Genomic DNA, 19,182 nt, shown 5'->3' on the forward strand with positions numbered 1-19,182 from the left:
AGGGCCTATGATCCGTTATTAAGTATTTCTTGAATTATAAGTCCGTAGTTTTGCTGGAAAAGCCTTGGAACATATTGTTGCGGAATACGGAGTTGCAGGGCAATTGAGTAGTCATCGATCTTCCCGCTTTTTCTTAATTCCATAAAATTAATGCGCTTGTCTTCTGGACACAGGCAGGCTAGTGCCATCCAAAATGCCTTTATTTCAGACCTCCACTGAGGAGATCGGGTTGGAGTTTCTGCTCCAGACATTTCACTGAGTAGCGTATCAAATTCGTGGCCGCCGAAAGTAGATTCGGCATGTGCGTCAAATAAATGCATTAGCTCTTTGATGTAAACGATTCTTTGCCAGCATCTATTCATGCCCCTAGCAAGAACTATCACATCGCAGCCGCATTGGCGGGCAATGTTGCTTTCGTTATTCCCAAAAGATATGAACATCCCTCGACAAAGAGATGGATCAGAGTCGGTGCATACAACTCTGATCTTCTCTTTTCCGGTGAGCCGAAGAACCTCGGATTTTATGAAGTTTCTAGGGATGTGGAGGCTTTGCTTTTGGCAAATTTCATAAAGGTCGCGATACGGCATGATCAGAGATTCAGTCCTCAATCACGTCATAATCGCCAGCATCAAGTTGGCCGATAATCTTGTTAACCTGCTCGGCAATCTGCTCCTGGGTAACATCGCGGTTGCTCCCAGGGAATAACTTGACATTGCTGACTTGCAGCCCGCCATCCCCGAACAAACGGTTCTTGGCGATCTCTAGATTGGTTCCCATAGGTCAATCCCCTTCTATTATTAAATTGGCTCCCGAGGTCAGGAGCATTCGGCAAAACACGGATCTCTGCGCGCCCGAACATAGAAACAGAAGCGCAGGAGCATGGAAGGGAGGGAATCTTTCTCTATGTAGGCAGATGTCAAGAGATTTGTAAACATGACTCTCGGCATCGCAGCATTCCAACCAAACAACCCTAACGATTCCGCCAACCCCATTCAATTAGTGACGCCAGAGGGACAAATTCGTGACGCATGGTGTTAATTCATTGAAATGTAAAGATAAATTTTCAATGCACCGTGCAGACCATGCAGGGATCGAAGGAACGGACCACGTGCTGGACGGCCACCGGGGTGGTTTCGCCGGGCAGGACCGGGGTGCCGGCCAGGGCTGTTTCCAGGGCGCCGGGGTTGCCCTGGGCGTCGCGGGGCGAGAAGTTCCAGGTGGTGGGGGCGACGATCTGGTAGCTGGCGATCTTGCCGCCTTGCAGGCCCAGCCAATGGCCCAGCGTTCCGCGGGCCGCCTCGACCATTCCCACCGAGAGGCCGTCCGCCGGTTGAGAGGGGGGCGCGCAAAACGGCTCGCCCGGGCGGATGGCGCGAATCCAGCTTTCCATGGCGGGGATCAGTCGGGCCAGTTCCAGCAATCTCGCTACTACCCGGTCGTGAACCGAGCCGCCGGGGCGGGCGGCGGTCAGGGCGCGGGCCAGGGGATGGCCGTCCACCACCTGGCGGGCCAGGGCGCCCACTTCGGCCACCTGGCCGTCCAGGCGCGGCGCCTTGCACCAGGTGTAGGCCGCCGGCTTGTCGGGGGCGGGAACGGTCAGGCCGGCGAAGGGAGAGAGGATTCCACCTTCCATCCAACTGTGGGCGTGATCCTCGCTCACCTGGGCGGGGTCGAACGGCGTCAGGGCCGCGCCGGTCCAGACGCCTGGCGCGAACAACCCGAAACTGCCGGACGAGACGAAGCGCCCCGGTCCATGGCCCAGCCCGGTGAAGTCCAGGTCGCAGGCGATGTGCAGGAACAGGCGGAAGTCGCCCTGCTCGGGCGGGGCGGCGTCGGCCCAGGCCTCCAGCGCGCCGATGCCGTCCAGGGCGGCGATAGCCTCCAAGGGGGCAGCGAACAGGTGGGTTTCCAGCGCTTCGCGGAACTCGGCGACGATGGACAGGAGGCGGATCTTCTCGCCCGGATCGATGGACTTGGTGACGCCGCCCGGCTGCAGGGCCAGGGAATGGGGCCACTTGCCGGCCAGCAGGCCCATCAGATGCAGGAAGCGGGCGCGGGCGGGAAGCAGGGCGCGGGCGCATTCGCCTTTTCCCGCCGTGAAGCGCCGCCGCGCAGCCGCGTACCATGGGCGCTCGCCATAGCATTCCCGCGCCAGATCGGGGGCGAAGAACAGCATGAAATGGGTCAGATGGTCGGCGGCGTTCTCGGCCGCCAGGATCAGGTTGGCGGCCAGCGTGCCGTTGGCCGGAACATCGGGGCGTTCCAGCCCGGCCAGGGCGCGGGCGGCGGCCACCGATTGCGACACCGAGCAGATGCCGCAGATGCGCGGCGCGATCACCAGGGAATCGGCGGCTGGGCGGCCTTGCAGGATCTGCTCGAAGCCACGGTAGAGGGGGGCGTTGACGCGGGCCTCGGCCACCACGCCGTCATGGACGTCCAGCGTGACTTCAAGGTCGCCTTCCACCCGGTTGAAGGGGCCGACGATAAGGCGGGTGGGAGCGTTGGTCATGGTGTCTTCGGAGACCGGCGGGCGGGGGGAACGATGACGTGGTCGGCGTGGGCGTTGGTGCGAACCCGCTGGGGCGTCGCTGATTTGGACAGCGCCGCCAGGGCCACGAACCACGCCTTGGGCATGTCCACCGGCAGGCCGACGGGAATGCCGGCCACCTTGGCGGTTTCCTGGAACGGACCCGAAGGCGTCTCGAAGGCCGGCGAGGTGCAGTTGATGCAGGCGTAGCCGCCGTCGGTACACGAGCCAAAGCCGTTCCAGCGGCGGATGTTGCAGTCGCCGGGCGCCTGGGTGGCGCGGCAGCCGAGATTCTCCATCAGGCAGCCGCGATCGGAGGGCCGCGCCGCGCTGGCTTTGAACTCGTAGAACTCGTTGCGGCCGCAGCCGTGATGGGCCAGATGGTCGGCATAGGCGCGCGGCCGCCCCAGGGCGTCCAGATGTTCGGGCGTCATGTCGCCCAGCGCCAGGGCCGCCAGGGTCTCGACGATCCATCCCGGATGGGGGGCACAGCCGGCGATGTTGACCACCGGCAGGTTTGAGGCCGAGCGAAAGCCCTTGCCCAGCGCGCCGCCGATGTCCCAGCCGGAATAATGCAGGCCGCGCGCGTCGGTGGGATTGTTGCCGGCGGCCGGCACGCCGCCGAACGCCGCGCAGCTGCCCACCGCCACCACGTGGTTGGCCTTGGCGGCCAGCCGGGAGATCCAGTCCTTCATGGGCTTGCCGCTGCCCGACAGCATCTGGAAGCGACCCGAGCCGCCGGGGCCCAGCAGCACCGAGCCCTCGACGCACAGACAGTCCAGCCGCACCCGCCCGGCGGCGCAATCCTCGAGGATGGCCAGCGCCTCGGCGCCGCATTCCTCGGAGAGCGAAGGGTGCCACAGCAGGCGGATGCCGAACCGCTCCAGGGCGCGCAGCATGCCGGAATCGTCGGCCGCCAGGGCCGACATGGTGCAGCCGCCGCAACTGGCGGCCTGCAGCCACAGGACGTTGAAGGTGTCGGGAGGAGGGGACGGCGCGACCATGTCGCCACATTAGTGGCTAGGGGGAGGCAGGTTCAAGCCTCTCCCGGCGGATCGTCGCGGCCGATCAGGGCGCGGGCCGCCGGGGTGTGCCAGCCGAAGCGCACCGAGGCCACCCGCACCAGCACGGTGACGGCGATTCCCGCCAGGGCGGCGGGCTGGGCGGCCATGCCCACGCCCAGGGCCAGGACGGCGAAGGTTGCTCCCCCGGCCAGGGCGGCGGCGGCGTAGAACTCTCCCGGGCGGAAGATCATCGGGTCCTCCCGGGTCAAGACGTCGCGCAGCACGCCGCCGCCCACCGCGTTGATCACGCCGATCAGCAAGGCCGGAATCCAGCCCAGTCCGGCGTTCAGCGCCTTCTGGGCGCCGAAGACGGCATAGAGCCCCAGGCCCAGGGCATCGACCAGCAAGATGACCAGGGCCAGGCGGTTGAGACTTTGCCCGAACACCAGGCCGATGACGGTGGCCACCACCACCGACAGCAGGTAATGGGAGCCCAGGACCGCCGGAACCTGCTGCAGGAAGAGGCCGTCGCGCAGCAGGCCGCCGCCGAGGCCGGTGACCAGGGCCAGGAAGAACACGCCGACGAAGTCGTAGCCCTTGCGCATGGCGGCCATGGCCCCGGTGACCGCGAACAGGAAGGTGGCGGCCAGATCGAAGGCGAGCGGCAGGGTGAACTGGCCGATCAGCATGACATGGGACCTCAGGATTCGACGCGATTGCGGCCGTTGATCTTGGCCTTGTAAAGCGCCGTGTCGGCGCGGGCCACGGTATCCTTGAAGGATTCTCCGGCCCGGTACTGGGCGACGCCGAACGACGACGTGGTGGGCCCGATGGCGGGGAACGGCTCGGCCGCGATGGAGCTCCGCAGCTTCTCCGCCAGGGCCTGGGCGCCGTCCAGGTCGGTGTCCGGGCAGATGACCAGGAATTCCTCGCCGCCCCAGCGCCCGACGATATCCACCGCGCGCACGCCGCTGCGCAGCAACTCGGCGATGGATTTGAGCACGTCGTCGCCGGTCTGGTGGCCGTGGGTGTCGTTGATGGCCTTGAAATGGTCCACGTCGCCGATGATCAGCGACACCGGCTTGGCGTAGCGCTGGGCGCGGTCCAGTTCGTGGGCATAGGCCTCGTCGAGGCGGCGGCGGTTGAACAGGCCGGTCAGGGTGTCGGTGATGGAGGCCTTCTCCAGCTCCACGCTTTTCAGGGCGAGAAGGGCATAGGCTTCCGACAGCTCGTTCTGGGCGTCCTTGAGGGCGCCGATGTCCACGGCGATGGAGTGCTTGACCCGTCGCCCGTCGAACCACTCCATCAGTGTCTCGTTCAACTGATACCAGCAATCGTCGCGGTCGTTGAAATGCTCGAATACCATGGCGGCTGGCCCATGGGCGGCGGCCTCGGACAACGGCCCGATCTTGCAGAAATGGCAAGGCGACGGCTGGTCGTAGATGGCCTTGTGGCAGGTCTGTCCCGCCTCGGCTCCGGTCTTTCGCCGCATGGCCTGATTGACGCTGACCAGTTCCAGGGTCAGGGCGTCGACCACGTAGATGGGAAACGGAATGACGTCGAACGCACCATCATTGCGGGTATTTTTTGTTGTATGTTCACGCCGTGACGCCGTGGCCATCCGGTTCCCCTGATCGGTCAGGTCTTGAACACCCGCGAGATCATCTCGCGCAGCTTGTCAGCCTTGATGGGCTTCAGGACGTAGCCCTTGGCTCCCGCCTTCACCGCCCTCATGACCATACCCTGCTGGCCATGGGAGGTCACCATGATGATGTTGGCATCGGGAAATTCCTTGAGAATGCCGCCGGTGGCCTCGATTCCATCCATGTCGGGCATGGTGATGTCCATGGTGACCAGATCGGGCTTGGCCTGGCGATAGGCTTCCAGGGCCAGGGCTCCGCTCCCCGCCGTCTGGACGACCAGATGTCCAAGCTCGCTCAGCATTCCGGTCAGTGTCCGGACGGTCAGCAGCGAGTCATCGACAATCAGGACCTTCAATGGGTGCATGTCCCCCCCTTGAGCTTTTTTCTCGTCGATTATATTCAACTCTTGATCGAAAAGTTCGGATGGTCCGACGAAGTTGATGTCGAGGGTACCATAGTTGGTTGCCATCTCGATCGAGGTGAAAGTCGCCTTTTTGGGGCGAAGAATGTTCTTTTCCTCGTCGAGGACCTTGGGCGGGGACAACTCCATGTCGTTGCCCTCCTCAGCCAGGTCGGCGGTGGCGTGGCCGAGAATGACGTTCACGATCTCTGCCGCCGTCTCGCGCAGGTAGAGCTCGAGCTCCTCTTCCGGCACGTCCATCGAAGCGGTGAGAACTCCCCGGATGTGTTCGAGCAGGGGGCGCTGGAAGCTGAAGGCGATGATCAGCTTGACCGGCCCTCCGGTGCAGACGACGGCCGTCATATCGCGTAATTGCAACGCATCGATATTGCCGATGCGCGGCTTAGCTCTGGAGACCTTGAGGCCGATCTCGTCTTGGAGGTAGTCCCGGCTGCGCGACAGCACCGCCGCCATCGTGGGCGGAAACTTCAGTTTGCAGAAGGTCATTGGGCACGCCCCTCCACCTGCGGCGGGAAGGGGATATGGAACTGGAACAAGGTGCCTTGGCCGGGCCGGGAATTGATGCTGACGCTGCCGCCCAATTCCTCGACGCTGGCCTTCACGGCGGTCATGCCGACGCCGCGTCCGGAAAGTTCGGTGGCTTCGGTCCGCACGCTGACGCCGTCGGCGAAGACCAGATCGGCCAGGCCCCAGCCGCTGACGTCGGCCGACGTCAGCTCGGCGGCGCGGCGGCGCAGGGTATCCACATCGATGCCGCTGCCATCGTCGGCGATGTCGATGCTGAGCGCGCCATCGGCCCGGTGGATGGCGCAGGTGATGGTGCCCACCTCGCTCTTGCCGGTGGACAGCCGGGAATCCGGGTCCTCGATGCCGTGGTCGACGGCATTGCGGAAGACGTGGCCGAGCGAGCGCAGGAAGGGACCGAACACCTCGGGATCGATGCGGACGTCGTCGCCTTCCACCACCAGCGGCGCCACCTCCTTTTCCAGGCGGGCCGAGATCTGATGGATCATCTTGTCGAAATCGGCGATGGCCTGACGCAGCGAGACGGTGCGGATGGCGGCGATTTCCTCGAGGACGTCGGGCACCTCGGCCTCGTCGAGCAGGCCGCGTGCGAAGCGCTCGAAGCGCTTGGCCTGTTCCGGCGTGACGGTGACCACGCCGCGCCGCGCCATGAAGTCGTCGCCCAGGGCGGAACGCACGGTCTCCAGATCGGTGGCCAGGATGGCCTGCCAATCGCGGGCGAACACCATGGCGGCGGCGGCGGCGCCGTCGGCCCAGGCGCCCAGGCGCTGCAGCGAGGATTCGACCTCATGCAGCGCGGCGGGCAGATGGTGGAAGCCCAGCTGGTTGAAGGTTCCCTTGAAGGTGTGGATCATCCGGTAAAGAACCGTCCGGTCGCGGCCGCGCCACATGCCCGGACCGTCCTGGACGAAGCTGGTGAACTCGGCCACGGCGTCGAAGAAGTCGTTGCCATAGGTGACGGCCGACACGATCATCTCGAGATGGGTGCGTTCGCGCGCCACCTGGGCCGCCAGCGCCTTTTCGCTGGTGATGTCGGTGAGCACCACCATGATCGCCTGATCCAGCGGCTTGAACTCGGCCTTGAGGATGCGGCTACCGATGGAGATCTCTTCGGGCAGCAGCGACAGGTAAAGCTCGGCGCGGGACGGGTCCTTCTCGGCCAGGGCTTCCTCGATGCAGGCCCGGAGCGTGTCCTTCGCATGGTCGTCGCCCGAGAACAGCAGGTCGTCGATGGGCTTGCCCGCCGGCGAGCCGCCGAAGAACGCCAGGCAGGGATGGCTGAATTCCGGCTTGACCAGCAGGTCGCCCTGGAACGACAGGAACCCCTGGCCGGAATTGTCCAGCAGCGCCGAGACCTGATCGCTCTTGTAACGGAAGGCCTCGGCCATTTCCTCGGCCATCTGCTTGGCGGCCTTGAGGGCGACTTCGGCGGCGTGGCGATCGGTGATGTCCTCGATCAGCCAGACGGTTCCCTTGGCGAGGTCGGCCGGATCGATGGCCGTGCCGACCAGCTTGCAGAACCCTTTCTGGCCGTTCCGCCGCGAGATGACGTGCTCGCCGCTGTAGGTCTGGCCGGCAGCGAGCATCTTGTAGGCGTCGCCCACATTCTTGAATTCGTCGTCGTTGCCCCAGACTTCGCGGGTGTCCATTCCCAGCAATTCGTCCGGGCTGTAGCCGAACAGGCGTTCGATGGCCCGGTTGGCGCGCCGGATCAGCCGGCGCCCGTCGGGGGCGGGCTGGACGACCACGATGCCGAGCGAGGCGTTCTCCAAGATGATGTCCTGCTCGGCCAGGATCTTGTCCAGCTGCTCCTTCTTCTCGAACAGCTCGGCGGTGCGCAGGGTGACGGTCCGCTCCAGGTCGTCCCTGTGCCGTTCGAGATCCTCGTACAGCAGCGAGTTTTCCAGCGAGATGGCCGCCTGCGAGGCCAGCAGTTCGAGAACCGCGACGCGGGCCGCGGTGAAAACGTGGGAAACCTGGCTGTTCTCCAGGTAGAGCAGGCCGATCAGCTTGGACTGCTTGACCATGGGCAGGCACATGACGGAACGGACGTTGTTCCGCTGGATGTATTCGTCGGCGCCGAAATCGCTGTCCAGGGGGGCGTCGTCCAGCAGCACGCCCTTCCACGCCCGCTGGACATAATTCAGGACCTTCATGGGAAGGACCTTGGGCGTCGGCTCGCTGCGCAGCGAAACCACCACCACCGCGCCGTCGTCGATGCGGGCGTCCGCCACCACGGTGGCGGTGCCGCCGAGATCGACCACCAGCACGCCCCGTCCCGCTCCGGCGTTTTCCACCGCGATCCGCAGCAGCGTCTCGACCAGACGGTTGAGGGCGATTTCCCCCGAAACCGCCTGGGACGCCTTGACGACGCTGATGGCGTCCAGGTTCTGGAACTGGCTGTGGGGCGTGCTGCCGGCGCTTGGCCGGGCGGACTTGTCCGCCAGCTGGGGATAGGCGGCCTCCAGCTGCCTCACCTTCCCCATGGCGCCCCACCGGGCATAACCGTCGCGGGCCTTGCGCAGATAGGTGTCGGCGATCAGCTGCCGGTCGCGCCCGCGATAGAACCGCGACGCCAGTTCATAGGCGATGGCCTCGATATGGAGAGTGTCGTTGTCCTGGGCCAGGCTGATGGCGTTCTCGTAGAGCCGCTCGGCCTCCAGCAGGTCGCCTTGCGTGCGGGCGATCTCGGCCAGGGCCAGGGCGTGGCGGCAACCGTAATTCTCGGGGCAATTGGCCGTGCGCCGGGCCAGCAGGTCGACATGGCCCGCCAGTTCGGCCCGTCGCTCCGCCGCCTCGGCCGGGTCCTGCGGCGCGTCGAGCGCGGTCAGGGTGAGAACCGCCAGCAGGTGGTAGCTGGTCTCGGCGACCCATCCGGTGATGCTCTTCAGATAGGGCTGGATGTGGCGGCTTTGCTCGAGGGCCAGCTGGTAGTCGCCATGGAGAAGGGCGGCCGTCTGGACCATCAGGTGGAAATAGGCGATGCCGGTTCCGAATTTGGCGGCGGTCAGCGCCGCCAGGGACGTGGCGCCGCGCTCCATGAAGGCGGGCAGCTCGGCTTCGCCCGTCAGGCAGGAAACGAACGCCTCCTGGGCGCGCAGGGTGTGGAGCAGGCCGTTGTTGCGACTTTGCTGCGCGAAGGCGGAATAGGTCATGGCCGCCGCCGCGATGTCTTGCAGGGGGGCGCCGCATTCGAAGGTCAGCCACGAGATTTCCAGGGCGCCGTAGACGGCATAGGAATAGTCGCCGGCCGCCTGGCACTCCACGAAGCCTTCCCGCAGGATGTCGATGCTGGACCGCATGGGGTTGCGGCGGCTGTTGATGAACACGCCGGCCCGGACCAGGATGCGGCCCCTGAGGTCGGGCCGCGACAGGGCCTCCTGCAGCTTCAGCGCGACATTGGCGTACTGGATGGATTCGTCGATGGCGTCGTACTTGCTGACCAGGACGATGGCGTAGCCCATGTAGACGGCGCAGGAATCGCCGTCATTGCCCAGCAGCAGGGTGACGTTGAGCGCGTTCAGGGACAGCCAGGCGTAAAGGTCGGGCCTGGCGATCCAGGCGCAGGGCATGGCGTCGGCCAGGATGCCCAGCATGCCCAGCGCATCGGGGTCGGTCATCACCGGGGCGTCGATCAGCTCGCTGATCTCCCGGCCCCTGAGATTGGCCGTGGAATCCTGGCGGGCGCGTTCCACCGCCGCTTCGATGTCGTCCGGGGTGGTGGGGCAGGTCAGCCCGAACATGCGCAGCGCCGTCAGGGCGACCTCGACCGCCTCGCCGTACTGGCCGGCAACCTGATTGCGCAAGATGAGCAGCCGATAGGCCCGCGCCCGGTCGGCGTTGCTGCGGGCATTGTCGAGGATCAGGGGGAAAAGCTGGTCCACCTGCTGGAAGTTGCCGAGCAGGAGTTCGCAGGTGGCCCGTTCCAGGCACAGCCGGAAGGTTCCCTGGTAATCGTCCTCCCAGGCCGAGGGCGGCAGCATCTCCATGGCTTCGACGAAGAAGGTGCGGGCCGTGGCGTAGGCGGCGGAAGCTTTCGCCTTCTCGCCGGCACGAACGTTCATCAGGCGGACCCGCCGCCGTTCCTCGGGATCGGTGACCAGTTCCGCGCCGATGTTGAAATGGTTCACCACGTCGAAAATCTGATCCTCGAGCGCGCCTTCATCGAGCCCGGCGAGCAGCATGCGGCCGATGCGCAGGTGCTCGGCCGGACGGGACTCGGGCGGAAGCAGGAAATACGCGGCTTCCTGGATACGGTCGTGGGTGAAGCGGATGCTGTCCTTGCGCCGCACCAGATACGAGGCGCGCAACGCCTCGTCCAGGGCGTCGTCGAGGGGCGAGGCCGAACCGCCGTACAGAATCTGCAGCGTCTTGTGCGACACCGTGTTGCCCAGGCAGGCCAGGGTCCGCATCACGCCCTGGGCCCCTTCGGGCAGGCGGAGCAGCTTGCCGACCATCAGGTCGACCACGTTGTCCGTGAAGGTCTTGCCGGCGATCTTCTCCATGTCCCATTGCCAGCCGGCCGGGCTGGGGGCGAGCAGGCCGTCCTCGAACAGCCCCTGCATGAACTGGATGGTGAAGAACGGATTGCCCGCCGTCTTGGCGCCGATGACTTCCGCCAGCGGCAGCGCCTTGCTCCGCGGGCAGAACAGCGTTTCGGCCACCATCTGGTTCAGGTGGTCGATGGACAGCGGCTGAAGCAGGATCTCGTCGAGGCTGATGCGCGACCGGATGGAGTCCAGCGCCAGGGCCAGCGGGTGGGCCGGCCCCACCTCGTTGTCGCGGTACGAGCAGATCAGCAGAAGGTGGCGGAGTTCGCTGTGGGTCGCCAGGTATTCGAACAGCTTCAGGCTGCCGGGATCGATCCATTGGAGATCGTCGAGGAACAGGACGAGCGGATGCTCGGCCGTCGCCCAGGTGCTGAGGAACCGGCGGAAGGTGGCGAAGAAGCGGACCTGCGCCTCGTTGGGGGGCAGGTCGGAAACCGGAGGCTGCTCGCCGATCAGCAGGGTGAGCTCGGGGATCAGGTCGGTGATCAGGCGGCCGTTCTGGCCAAGGGCGTCCTGGATGGCCTGGCGCCACTCTTCCAACTGCGCGTCGCCCTGGCCGAGAACCTGGCGGATGGTCCCCTGGAAGGCCTGGGCCCAGGTGGCGTAGGGGATATGGCGCCTGTACTGGTCGAACTTGCCCGAGGCGAACAGCGCCCGCGGCTGGATCAGGGCCTTGTGCAGTTCTCCCACCAGGGCCGACTTGCCGATGCCCGAATAGCCGGTGACCAGGACGATGTTCAGGCTGCCCTGGGCCGTCACCCGCTCGGCGGCCAATTGCAGCCGGCGCAATTCGGCGCCGCGGCCGTAGAGTTTTTCCGGGACGACGAGGCGGTCCGGCGTGTCGTTGGCGGCCAGGCGGAACGGCGCCACCGCCTTGTTCCGCCGCCATAAATCCAGGCAATGCCGGAGGTCGGCGACAAGGCCGCTGGCCGTCTGGTAGCGTTCCTCCGCCGGCTTGGCCAGCAGCTTCATGATGATTTCCGAGACCGGACCCGGAATGTCGTCGCGGATGCCCGACAGCGGCGGCGGACGGCGCGCCACGTGGAAATGCACCAGCTCGACGGGGTCTTCCGAGGCGAAGGGGGGCCTGCCGGCCAGCATCTCGAAGAAGACGATGCCGAGCGAGTACAGGTCGCTGCGGCAATCCACCGACCGGTTCATCCGGCCGGTCTGTTCCGGCGCCATGTAGACCAGATTGCCCTCGATGGTGTCGATGGGGTCCAGCGCGATGTGATGGCGTGGCAGCAGCGAGGCGATGCCGAAGCCGGTGAAGCGGACCGGCTGCCCTTCGGCCGGGACGAAGATGTTCGCCGGCCTCAGGTCCTTGTGAACGATGCTGCGGTTGTGCAGCTGGGCGAGCGAGTCGGCGATCCGCGGCGCCAGGGACAGGAACTCCCCGATGTCCAGCCGTTCGCCCGCCGCCGGGCCGCCCATGATGGCGTCCAGGGGCATTCCGCCCGGATCCTCGAGGAGCATTTCGACGGTGCCGCCGCGCTCGACCAGGATGGTGGGGCGCACCGCCCAATCGGCCTCGAGACGGTCCTTCAGGGCGTATTCATGGCGAAAGCGCGACAGGACCCGCGACGAAGGCTCGTCCTCGGCGGGAACCAGAACCAGGGCCGAACCCAATGATTCGCTGTGGGCGCGCCAAAGCACGCGGTCGCGGTCGCGGCTGAGCACCTCCGACCGTTCCATCGTGGCTAATAGTGGTTTCGCATTAGTTGTGCTCAACCCAAAAGACGCCTTGCTAGTGGTTCAGTCGCTCCGACAGTCAGGAAACCGCCCGCCTGCAATCTTACTGAGCTCGATTACGCTTTCAACCGCCTATTTCCATAATTTGTATCATGCCGAAAATCGGTGCACGCGAATCATGTTTGCCGGGTGGGGGCGGTTCCTCAAAATTACGGTGGGGCGTCATGGAAAATTGTTTGCCTAAGCTCGTAATAAGGCGTAATCGGTGCCATTAGCTTCTTAATCGAATGTAAGATGGCGGGTGGGAAATATGCGAGATGATGATCGGCACGACGATGCATGCCTTGGGCGTGATGACGGTGTAAATAAATCTCGTAAAAGTAAGGATCGCGGGGCGCGGCGGGAGCGGCGGAGCGGGGGCGGCGCGGGCCGCGAAATGCCGTTCCAGATGGGGTCGTTCATGCAGATGCTGCCCTTGCTGATGGCCATGGGCGGCGGCAATCCGGGTGGCCGGATGGTGGGCTTCCAGCTGAAGATCGTCATGATGATGATCGAGATCTGGATCGATTATCTGGCCTCCATGCAGGATTTCATGGAGCGCACCCTGGAGCGTCTGATGGAATTCAGCGACGGTGATTCCCACGGCGACGACGCCGATGACGGGGACGATTGGTAGCGCTCGGATAGCGGACAGGGGGGAGGAGCGGGACCGTGGCGCAACCGGGGGGGATCGCCATCATCGGAATTGCGTGCCGGCTGCCGGGCGCGTCCGACTGGCGGCAATTCTGGACGAATCTCTGCGACGGCAAGGAATCGCTGACCCGCTTTTCCGATGCCGAGCTGCTGGCCGAAGGCGTCCCGCCCGAACAGATCCGCGATCCCCAATACGTCAAGGCCGGCTATGTCCTGGACGGCCATGACGGCTTCGACGCCGGATTCTTCGGCTACGCGCCCGTCGAGGCCCGCCTGATCGACCCGCAGCAGCGCCATCTGCTGGAGGTGTCCTGGGAAGCCTTCGAGGATGCCGGCTATCCGCCGGGCCGGGGGCATGGCCCCGTCGCGGTCTACGCCACCACCGGCACGGTGGTGACCAACTACATGATGAACGTCCTGGCCGATTATCCCGACGCCCGTTACGGCGGGACGGCCAGCATGCTGCATTTCGGCAACGACAAGGATTACGCGTCCACCCGCATTTCCTTCAAGCTCGACCTGAGCGGGCCCAGCCTCAACGTGCAGGCCGCCTGCTCCACCTCGCTGGTGATGGTCGACCTCGCGGCCAAGGCCATCCGCGACGGCGACTGCACCATGGCCCTGGCGGCGGCGGCCACCATCCGGGCGCCCAACCGCGCCGGCTATCTGGCGGTCAAGGGCTCCATCTTCTCGCCCGACGGCCATATCCGCACCTTCGATGCCGAGGCCGGGGGGACGGCGTTCAGCTCCGGCGTGGTGGCGGTGCTGATGAAGGGTTTGGGCCGGGCCATCGAGGACGGCGACAACATCTACGCCGTCATCCGGGGCTCGGGCGTCAACAACGACGCCGCCCGCAAGACCAGCTACACCGTGACCAGCGTCGAGGCCCAGAGCGAGGTGATGGCCAAGGCCCTGGCCCAGGCGGGCTTCGCGCCGTCCTCGGTCGGCTATGTGGAATGCCACGGCACCGGCACCTCGGTGGGCGATCCCAAGGAAGTGTCGGCCTTGAAGCGCGCTTTCCCCGGCGCGGAAAAGGGAAGCTGCCCCATCGGCTCGGCCAAGCCCAATGTGGGGCACGCGGAAAACGCCTCGGGGCTGGTGTCGCTGGTCAAGACGGCGCTGATGCTTCGGGACGGCGTGGTGCCGCCCAACGTCAATTTCAAAACGCCCAATCCCCTGCTGAAGCTGGAAACCACGCCGTTTTTCGTCAATACGGAAAAGCTGTCGTGGCGGGCCGGGGACCAGCCGCGCCGGGCCCTGGTCAACGCGCTGGGCATGGGCGGCACCAACGCCGCCCTCGCCGTGGAGGAGGCCCCCGCCGTTCAGGAGCGGCCCGACCGCCGCCTGCGGTCCCAGCATCTCTTCTTGCTGTCGGCCCGTACCGCACCGGCGCTGGACGCCCTGATCGCCCGCCACCGAATGGTGCTGGACGGCGATACTCCGCCGGACCTGGGGGATTGGTGCCATACCCTGGCGGCGGGCCGGGTGCACCACGCCCACCGCCTCGCTCTGGCCGTGGACTCGGTGGCCGATCTGCGGGGAAGGCTGGCGGCCTGCAATTCCGAGACGGCCGAGCGGGTGCGGGAAACGCCCCGGCGGATCGCCTTCCTCTACAGCGGCCAGGGCTCGCAGTTCGCCGGCATGGGCCGGGCGCTGTACGAGACCGAGCCGGATTTCCGCCAGGCCCTCGACCGGGTGGCGGCGGCGCTGGCGCCCCATCTCGAGCGCTCGGTCCTCGACATCCTGTTCGCCGACGGCGAGGCCATCCACCGCACCGAGAACACCCAGCCGGCCCTGTTCGCCGTGCAGGTGGCCCTGGCCGATTGCCTGGGCGCCTGGGGCGTCCGGCCCATGGCGGTGGCCGGGCACTCCATCGGTGAGTTCGCCGCCGCCCATCTGGCCGGGGCGCTGTCGCTGGATCAGGCGGCGCGTCTGGTCGCCGAGCGCGGCCGCCTGATGGGGGCGCTGCCCGAGGGCGGAGCCATGGCGGCGGTGTTCGCCGACGAAGCCACGGTGCGCGCCGCCCTGGATGGCGCGGGCGTCGGCGTGGCGGCGGTCAACGGGCTGCGCAACACGGTGATCTCGGGCCCCGTGGACGGCGTGGAAAGCGTGCTGGCCGCTCTTGAGCGGGACGGCATCGCCGCCCGGCGGCTGACGGTGTCCCACGCCTTCCATTCCGCCCTGATGGCGCCGGCCCTGGACGGGCTGGCCCGGGCCGCCGAAGGGACGGGGGGACGGCCGGGAAGCGTGTCCTGGGTCTCGACCCTGACCGGGCTGGCCATGAGCGGGCCGCCCAGCGGCGAGTACTGGTGCCGGCAGGCCCGCGAGGCGGTGCGCTTCGCCGATGCCGTCCGCACCCTGGCCGCCATGGGTATTACCGAATACGTGGAGATCGGACCGGGCGGCGGCCTGCTCGCGCTCGCCCGCGATGGCGTGCCCGACGGCGACGAATCCTGGCTGCCCAGCCTGGGCAAGGGGGACGGCGAGGGCCGGGCGCTGCTGGGCTGCGTGGCGGGGCTTCACCGTCGCGGCGTAATGGTGAACTGGGCGCGGTTCAACGCGCCCTTCCAGCCGCGCCGGCTGTCCTTGCCCACCTATCCCTTCCAGCACGAGCGGTTCTGGCAGGCGGCGGCGGAGCGCCCCCCGACCCGCACCTCCGGCACGGGACTGGTGGGGCAGCGCCGGCCGTCGCCGCTGGCGGCGCAGCAATTCGACGCGGTCTATGGCCGCGCCCGGCTTGCCTGGCTGGCCGACCACCGGGTTCACGATGCCATCGTGCTGCCCGCCGCCGCCGGTCTGGCCGCCGCCTTGGGGGCGGCGCGCCAGAGCCTGGGGGACGACGATCTCGAGGTGGTGGATTTCGCCCAGCGCGATGCCCTGGTGCTGGCCGACGACGAGGAGCGCCCCACCTGCCTGCTGCTGGAGCCGGAAAACGGCGCGCAGGCCCGCTTCTCCCTGGCCAGCCAGGGCGAGGGGAACGGCGCGTGGCGCACCCATATGGAGGGCATCGTCCGCCGCGCCGCCCCCGATCAGCCCCGGCGCAACGGCTTCGACGCCAAGCGCATTCAGCGGCGCTGCGCCATCTCGCTCAAGGCCTCGGCCTATTACGCCGGCATGAAGAGCCTGGGCCTGGGCCATGGGGCGGCGTTCAGGGGCATCGAAAGCCTGTGGCGCGGCGAGGGCGAGGCCCTGGCCCGCGTGCGCCTGCCCGACGACGTGGCCTTGTCCGGGGGAGGGGACGGCCCGCCGCCCGCCCTGCTCGATTCCTGCCTGCATCTCTATCCGGCGGTGATCGACGCGCTGGGCGATTTCAGCCGCCCGCCGCCCGCCGACGCCGCCATGCCGCTCCCGGTCTCCATCGAGCGCTTCCGCATGGCCGCCTCGCCGCCGCGCGAGCTGTGGTGCCATGTGAAGCGGCGCCCCGCCAACGGCCATGCCGGGCTGACCATCGTCGACATCGAGGCCCGCGACCTGGACGGCAAGCTGGTGATGGGCTTCGACGGCGTCGCGGTGAAGCCGCTGCCGCCCGCCCAGTTCCGTCCCGCCGCCAAAAAGCAGGACGAACGCTGGCTTTACCAGTTGCGCTGGGAAAGCGCCGGAGTGTCGGCGGCGACTGAAAACGGTCCTTCCGTCTGGCTGCTGCTGGGCGGCCACGGGGACCGGACCCTGGCCGCCGCCCTGGAGGCCGAGGGGGCCACCGTCCGGCAGGAGGACATGCCCGAAACCCTGGACTCCATGGCCGTCTTGTTGCGCTCGGTCGCCGCCGGGGCGAAAGGGGGCATGGTCGGCGTTCTCCATCTCGGCGGGCTGGATGCCGCCGGGGCCGATCCCACCGACCAGGCGGCGCAGGCCCGGGTGCTCGGTTCCGCCCTGATGGTGGCCCAGGGACTGGCCGCCGAGCGCGAGCGCTTTGCCGGCGGCGCAAGGCTGTGGCTGGTCACCCGCAACGCGGCGGCCGTGACCGACGACGATCCGGCGGCGGATGTGCTGCAGGCCGGGCTGTGGGGATTCGGCCGCTCGCTCGCCGTGGAGATGCCGACCCTGTGGGGTGGGCTGATCGACCTGGAGGCGGCGGGCGAGCGTTCGGCCGAGGCCCGGCTGGTGGCCGCCCGGCTGCGGCGGCCCGACGGCGAGACCCAGTTCGCCTTCCGCCGGGCCGCGCGCATGGTGGCGCGGCTGGCCGAGGCCACTGCCGCCGCCCAACCCGCCGCGCCGCCCGACGGGGGCGTCTACGTCGTCACCGGCGGCCTGGGGGCCATCGGGCGCAAGGTGGCGGAATGGCTGGCGCGCCGCCGCAAGGCCGAGATGCTGGTGCTGGTGGGCCGCCAGGGCCGCAATACGCCCGATTGCGACGCCATCGTCCGCGCCATCGAGGCCATCGGCCCCAAGGTGCTGGTGGTCAAGGCCGACATGGGCGTCAAGGCCGACGTGCGGCGCCTGATGCGGCGCGTGGCCGAGCTGGATTTGCCGCTCAACGGCATCTATCACGGCGCGGGCGTGGTGGACGATTCCATGGTCGAGGCCATGGACTGGGCGCAATTCCGCCGCGTCCTGGCGCCCAAGCTGGACGGGGCTTGGTGGCTGCACGAATTCAGCCGGGACGCGGCGCCTCGCGATTTCGTGCTGTTCTCCTCGGTGCTCAGCCAGCTGGGTTCGGCCGGTCAGGCCAATTACACCGCCGCCAACGCCTGCCTCGACGCCCTGGCCGTCCATCGCCGTCGCCTGGGCCTTTCGGCCCTGGTGGTCAATTGGGGCCCCTGGGCCGAATCCGGCATGGCCAGCGGATTGGACGAACGGGTCCAGGCGGCGTGGCAGGCGCGCGGCATGCGCTTCATCGATTCGGACCTGGGCGGGCGGGCGTTCGACACGCTGTTCGACGGCGGGCTGGTCCAGGCGGCGGTGGCGCCCATCCACTGGCCGTCCTTCCTGGGCCACTTCGCCCGGCCGCCGGCTCTTTACGCCCATTTCCAGGGGAGCCTCGGGCCCGGCCCGGCGGCGGAGATCGTGGAATTGCGCGCCAGCCTGGCCTCGGACTCGCCGGGGCGCAGGCGGGGCGCGCTGACGGCGTTCCTGCGCCGTCTGGTAACCTCCACCCTGGGGCTCGCCGAGACCATCGAGGCCAGCCGGCCCCTGCGCGAGGTGGGGCTGGATTCGCTGATGGCGGTCACCCTGATCAACCGGGTTGAAGCGGCCGTCGGGCTGCGGATTCCCGCCTTCAACCTGATCCGCGGCCCCAGCATCGACCAGCTGATCGACGACGTCTGGCCCGACACCGCCGGTGCGCCTGTCCCGAACGCGGTGGAGGAGACGGTTGCCGCCGGGTCTTGGCTGGTGAGCATCGTTGCGCCGCCAAGGCCGTTAAGCCGCCTGTTCTGCTTCCCCTTTGCCGGTGGAGGCTCGGCCACCTTCCGTGGCTGGGGGGCGGCCATGGACTCAGGCGTGGAGGTGATCGCCGTCGAGCCGCCCGGGCGGCTGACCCGCATCGGCGAGGAGCCCGAGCACGATCTGGGGCGCTGGGTCGACCGGCTGATGGAGGAGATGGCGGGCAAGCTGGACCTGCCCTTCGCCTTCTTCGGCCATTGCCTGGGCAGCCTGACGCTGTACGAAACCACCTGCCGGCTGATGGACCGGGCGGGGATCAGGCCCACCCATCTGTTCTGTTCCGGCGCGCGGCCGCCGGACCGGCTCAAATCCATCGGCTCGTTCGAGACCAGCCTGATACGCCGTCTGGCGCGCATGCCCGGCTACCGCGCCGATTTGCCCCCCTATCGCCAGCCGGGGCCCATCTTCGCCGAGATCGTGCGCCACTTCGACATCGCCGCCAGCGAGCATCTGCTGGTGGACCCGGATCTGCGCCGCCTGATGCTGCCGGCGGTCCGCGCCGATTTCGAGATGGCCAGCACCTATCGTTTCCGGCGCAGACGTCCGCTGGACGTGCCCATCACCTGCTTCGTTGCCATCGGCGACATCTTCGTCTCGCGCGAGGATATCCTCGGCTGGGGACGATTTACCAACAGGCAGTTGCGGATTCTCATGCGTGAGGGTACTCACTATTCTATTATTGAGGATGAGGCGTTCATTCAGAGGGTTATTTCGCGGGAATTGTCCCGGCCGGCATCTTGACCGG

10 protein-coding genes are annotated in these 19,182 nt (G+C 67.0%); 2 read left to right on the forward strand and 8 right to left on the reverse strand.

Annotated features, from left to right (window positions below; all coding sequences use genetic code 11):
• Positions 1 to 5: 5 nt before the first annotated feature.
• The 8 genes from XM1_RS24105 to XM1_RS12275 form a co-directional block, all read right to left on the reverse strand.
• The gene (locus XM1_RS24105) at positions 6 to 587 is read right to left on the reverse strand and encodes a hypothetical protein (protein ID WP_156428716.1); all 582 of its coding nucleotides are present in this window, start codon (positions 585 to 587) and stop codon (positions 6 to 8) included.
• A gap of 10 nt (positions 588 to 597) precedes the next feature.
• The gene (locus XM1_RS12245) at positions 598 to 777 is read right to left on the reverse strand and encodes a hypothetical protein (RefSeq protein ID WP_068433789.1); all 180 of its coding nucleotides are present in this window, start codon (positions 775 to 777) and stop codon (positions 598 to 600) included.
• A 286-nt stretch (positions 778 to 1,063) separates the two neighbouring features.
• Complete coding sequence (locus XM1_RS12250) at positions 1,064 to 2,509, reverse strand: nickel-dependent hydrogenase large subunit (protein WP_068433791.1); 1,446 nt, start codon at positions 2,507 to 2,509, stop codon at positions 1,064 to 1,066.
• Positions 2,506 to 3,531, reverse strand: coding sequence for a HupU protein (locus XM1_RS12255; RefSeq protein ID WP_068433793.1), 1,026 nt, complete (start codon positions 3,529 to 3,531; stop codon positions 2,506 to 2,508). Before XM1_RS12255 ends, XM1_RS12250 begins: the two co-directional genes overlap by 4 nt.
• Before the next feature lie 32 nt (positions 3,532 to 3,563).
• Entirely contained in the window at positions 3,564 to 4,220 is a 657-nt protein-coding gene (locus XM1_RS12260) for a trimeric intracellular cation channel family protein (protein ID WP_068433795.1), read from the reverse strand.
• Positions 4,221 to 4,231: 11 nt separating this feature from the next.
• Positions 4,232 to 5,152 carry a GGDEF domain-containing protein gene (locus tag XM1_RS12265; protein WP_231920489.1) on the reverse strand — a complete coding sequence of 307 codons (921 nt, stop codon included), beginning with the start codon at positions 5,150 to 5,152 and terminating at the stop codon, positions 4,232 to 4,234.
• Positions 5,153 to 5,169: 17 nt separating this feature from the next.
• Positions 5,170 to 6,081 carry a response regulator gene (locus XM1_RS23305; RefSeq protein WP_082700488.1) on the reverse strand — a complete coding sequence of 304 codons (912 nt, stop codon included), beginning with the start codon at positions 6,079 to 6,081 and terminating at the stop codon, positions 5,170 to 5,172.
• Positions 6,078 to 12,350: an AAA family ATPase gene (locus XM1_RS12275; RefSeq protein ID WP_172821918.1), complete on the reverse strand. Its 6,273-nt coding sequence runs from the start codon at positions 12,348 to 12,350 to the stop codon at positions 6,078 to 6,080. The genes XM1_RS23305 and XM1_RS12275 overlap by 4 nt, the downstream gene beginning before the upstream one ends.
• 448 nt (positions 12,351 to 12,798) lie before the next feature.
• Between XM1_RS12275 and XM1_RS12280 the strand changes: the two genes are divergently transcribed.
• Both XM1_RS12280 and XM1_RS12285 read left to right on the forward strand, forming a co-directional pair.
• Positions 12,799 to 13,038 (forward strand): hypothetical protein, encoded by a 240-nt coding sequence (locus XM1_RS12280; protein WP_068433802.1) that lies wholly within the window; start codon positions 12,799 to 12,801, stop codon positions 13,036 to 13,038.
• A gap of 35 nt (positions 13,039 to 13,073) precedes the next feature.
• The gene (locus XM1_RS12285; RefSeq protein WP_068433804.1) at positions 13,074 to 19,178 is read left to right on the forward strand and encodes a type I polyketide synthase; all 6,105 of its coding nucleotides are present in this window, start codon (positions 13,074 to 13,076) and stop codon (positions 19,176 to 19,178) included.
• Positions 19,179 to 19,182: the final 4 nt, after the last annotated feature.

Source organism: Magnetospirillum sp. XM-1, assembly GCF_001511835.1.
Lineage (GTDB): Bacteria > Pseudomonadota > Alphaproteobacteria > Rhodospirillales > Magnetospirillaceae > Phaeospirillum.

What these genes read in the sequence shown, in the direction of transcription:
- XM1_RS12245 (WP_068433789.1), bottom strand. Translation starts at nt 777, where the DNA reads ATGGGAACCAATCTAGAGATCGCCAAGAACCGTTTGTTCGGGGATGGC.
- XM1_RS12260 (WP_068433795.1), bottom strand. Translation starts at nt 4,220, where the DNA reads ATGCTGATCGGCCAGTTCACCCTGCCGCTCGCCTTCGATCTGGCCGCC.
- XM1_RS12250 (WP_068433791.1), bottom strand. Translation starts at nt 2,509, where the DNA reads ATGACCAACGCTCCCACCCGCCTTATCGTCGGCCCCTTCAACCGGGTG.
- XM1_RS12265 (WP_231920489.1), bottom strand. Translation starts at nt 5,152, where the DNA reads ATGGCCACGGCGTCACGGCGTGAACATACAACAAAAAATACCCGCAAT.
- XM1_RS12280 (WP_068433802.1), top strand. Translation starts at nt 12,799, where the DNA reads ATGCCGTTCCAGATGGGGTCGTTCATGCAGATGCTGCCCTTGCTGATG.
- XM1_RS23305 (WP_082700488.1), bottom strand. Translation starts at nt 6,081, where the DNA reads ATGACCTTCTGCAAACTGAAGTTTCCGCCCACGATGGCGGCGGTGCTG.
- XM1_RS12255 (WP_068433793.1), bottom strand. Translation starts at nt 3,531, where the DNA reads ATGGTCGCGCCGTCCCCTCCTCCCGACACCTTCAACGTCCTGTGGCTG.
- XM1_RS24105 (WP_156428716.1), bottom strand. Translation starts at nt 587, where the DNA reads ATGCCGTATCGCGACCTTTATGAAATTTGCCAAAAGCAAAGCCTCCAC.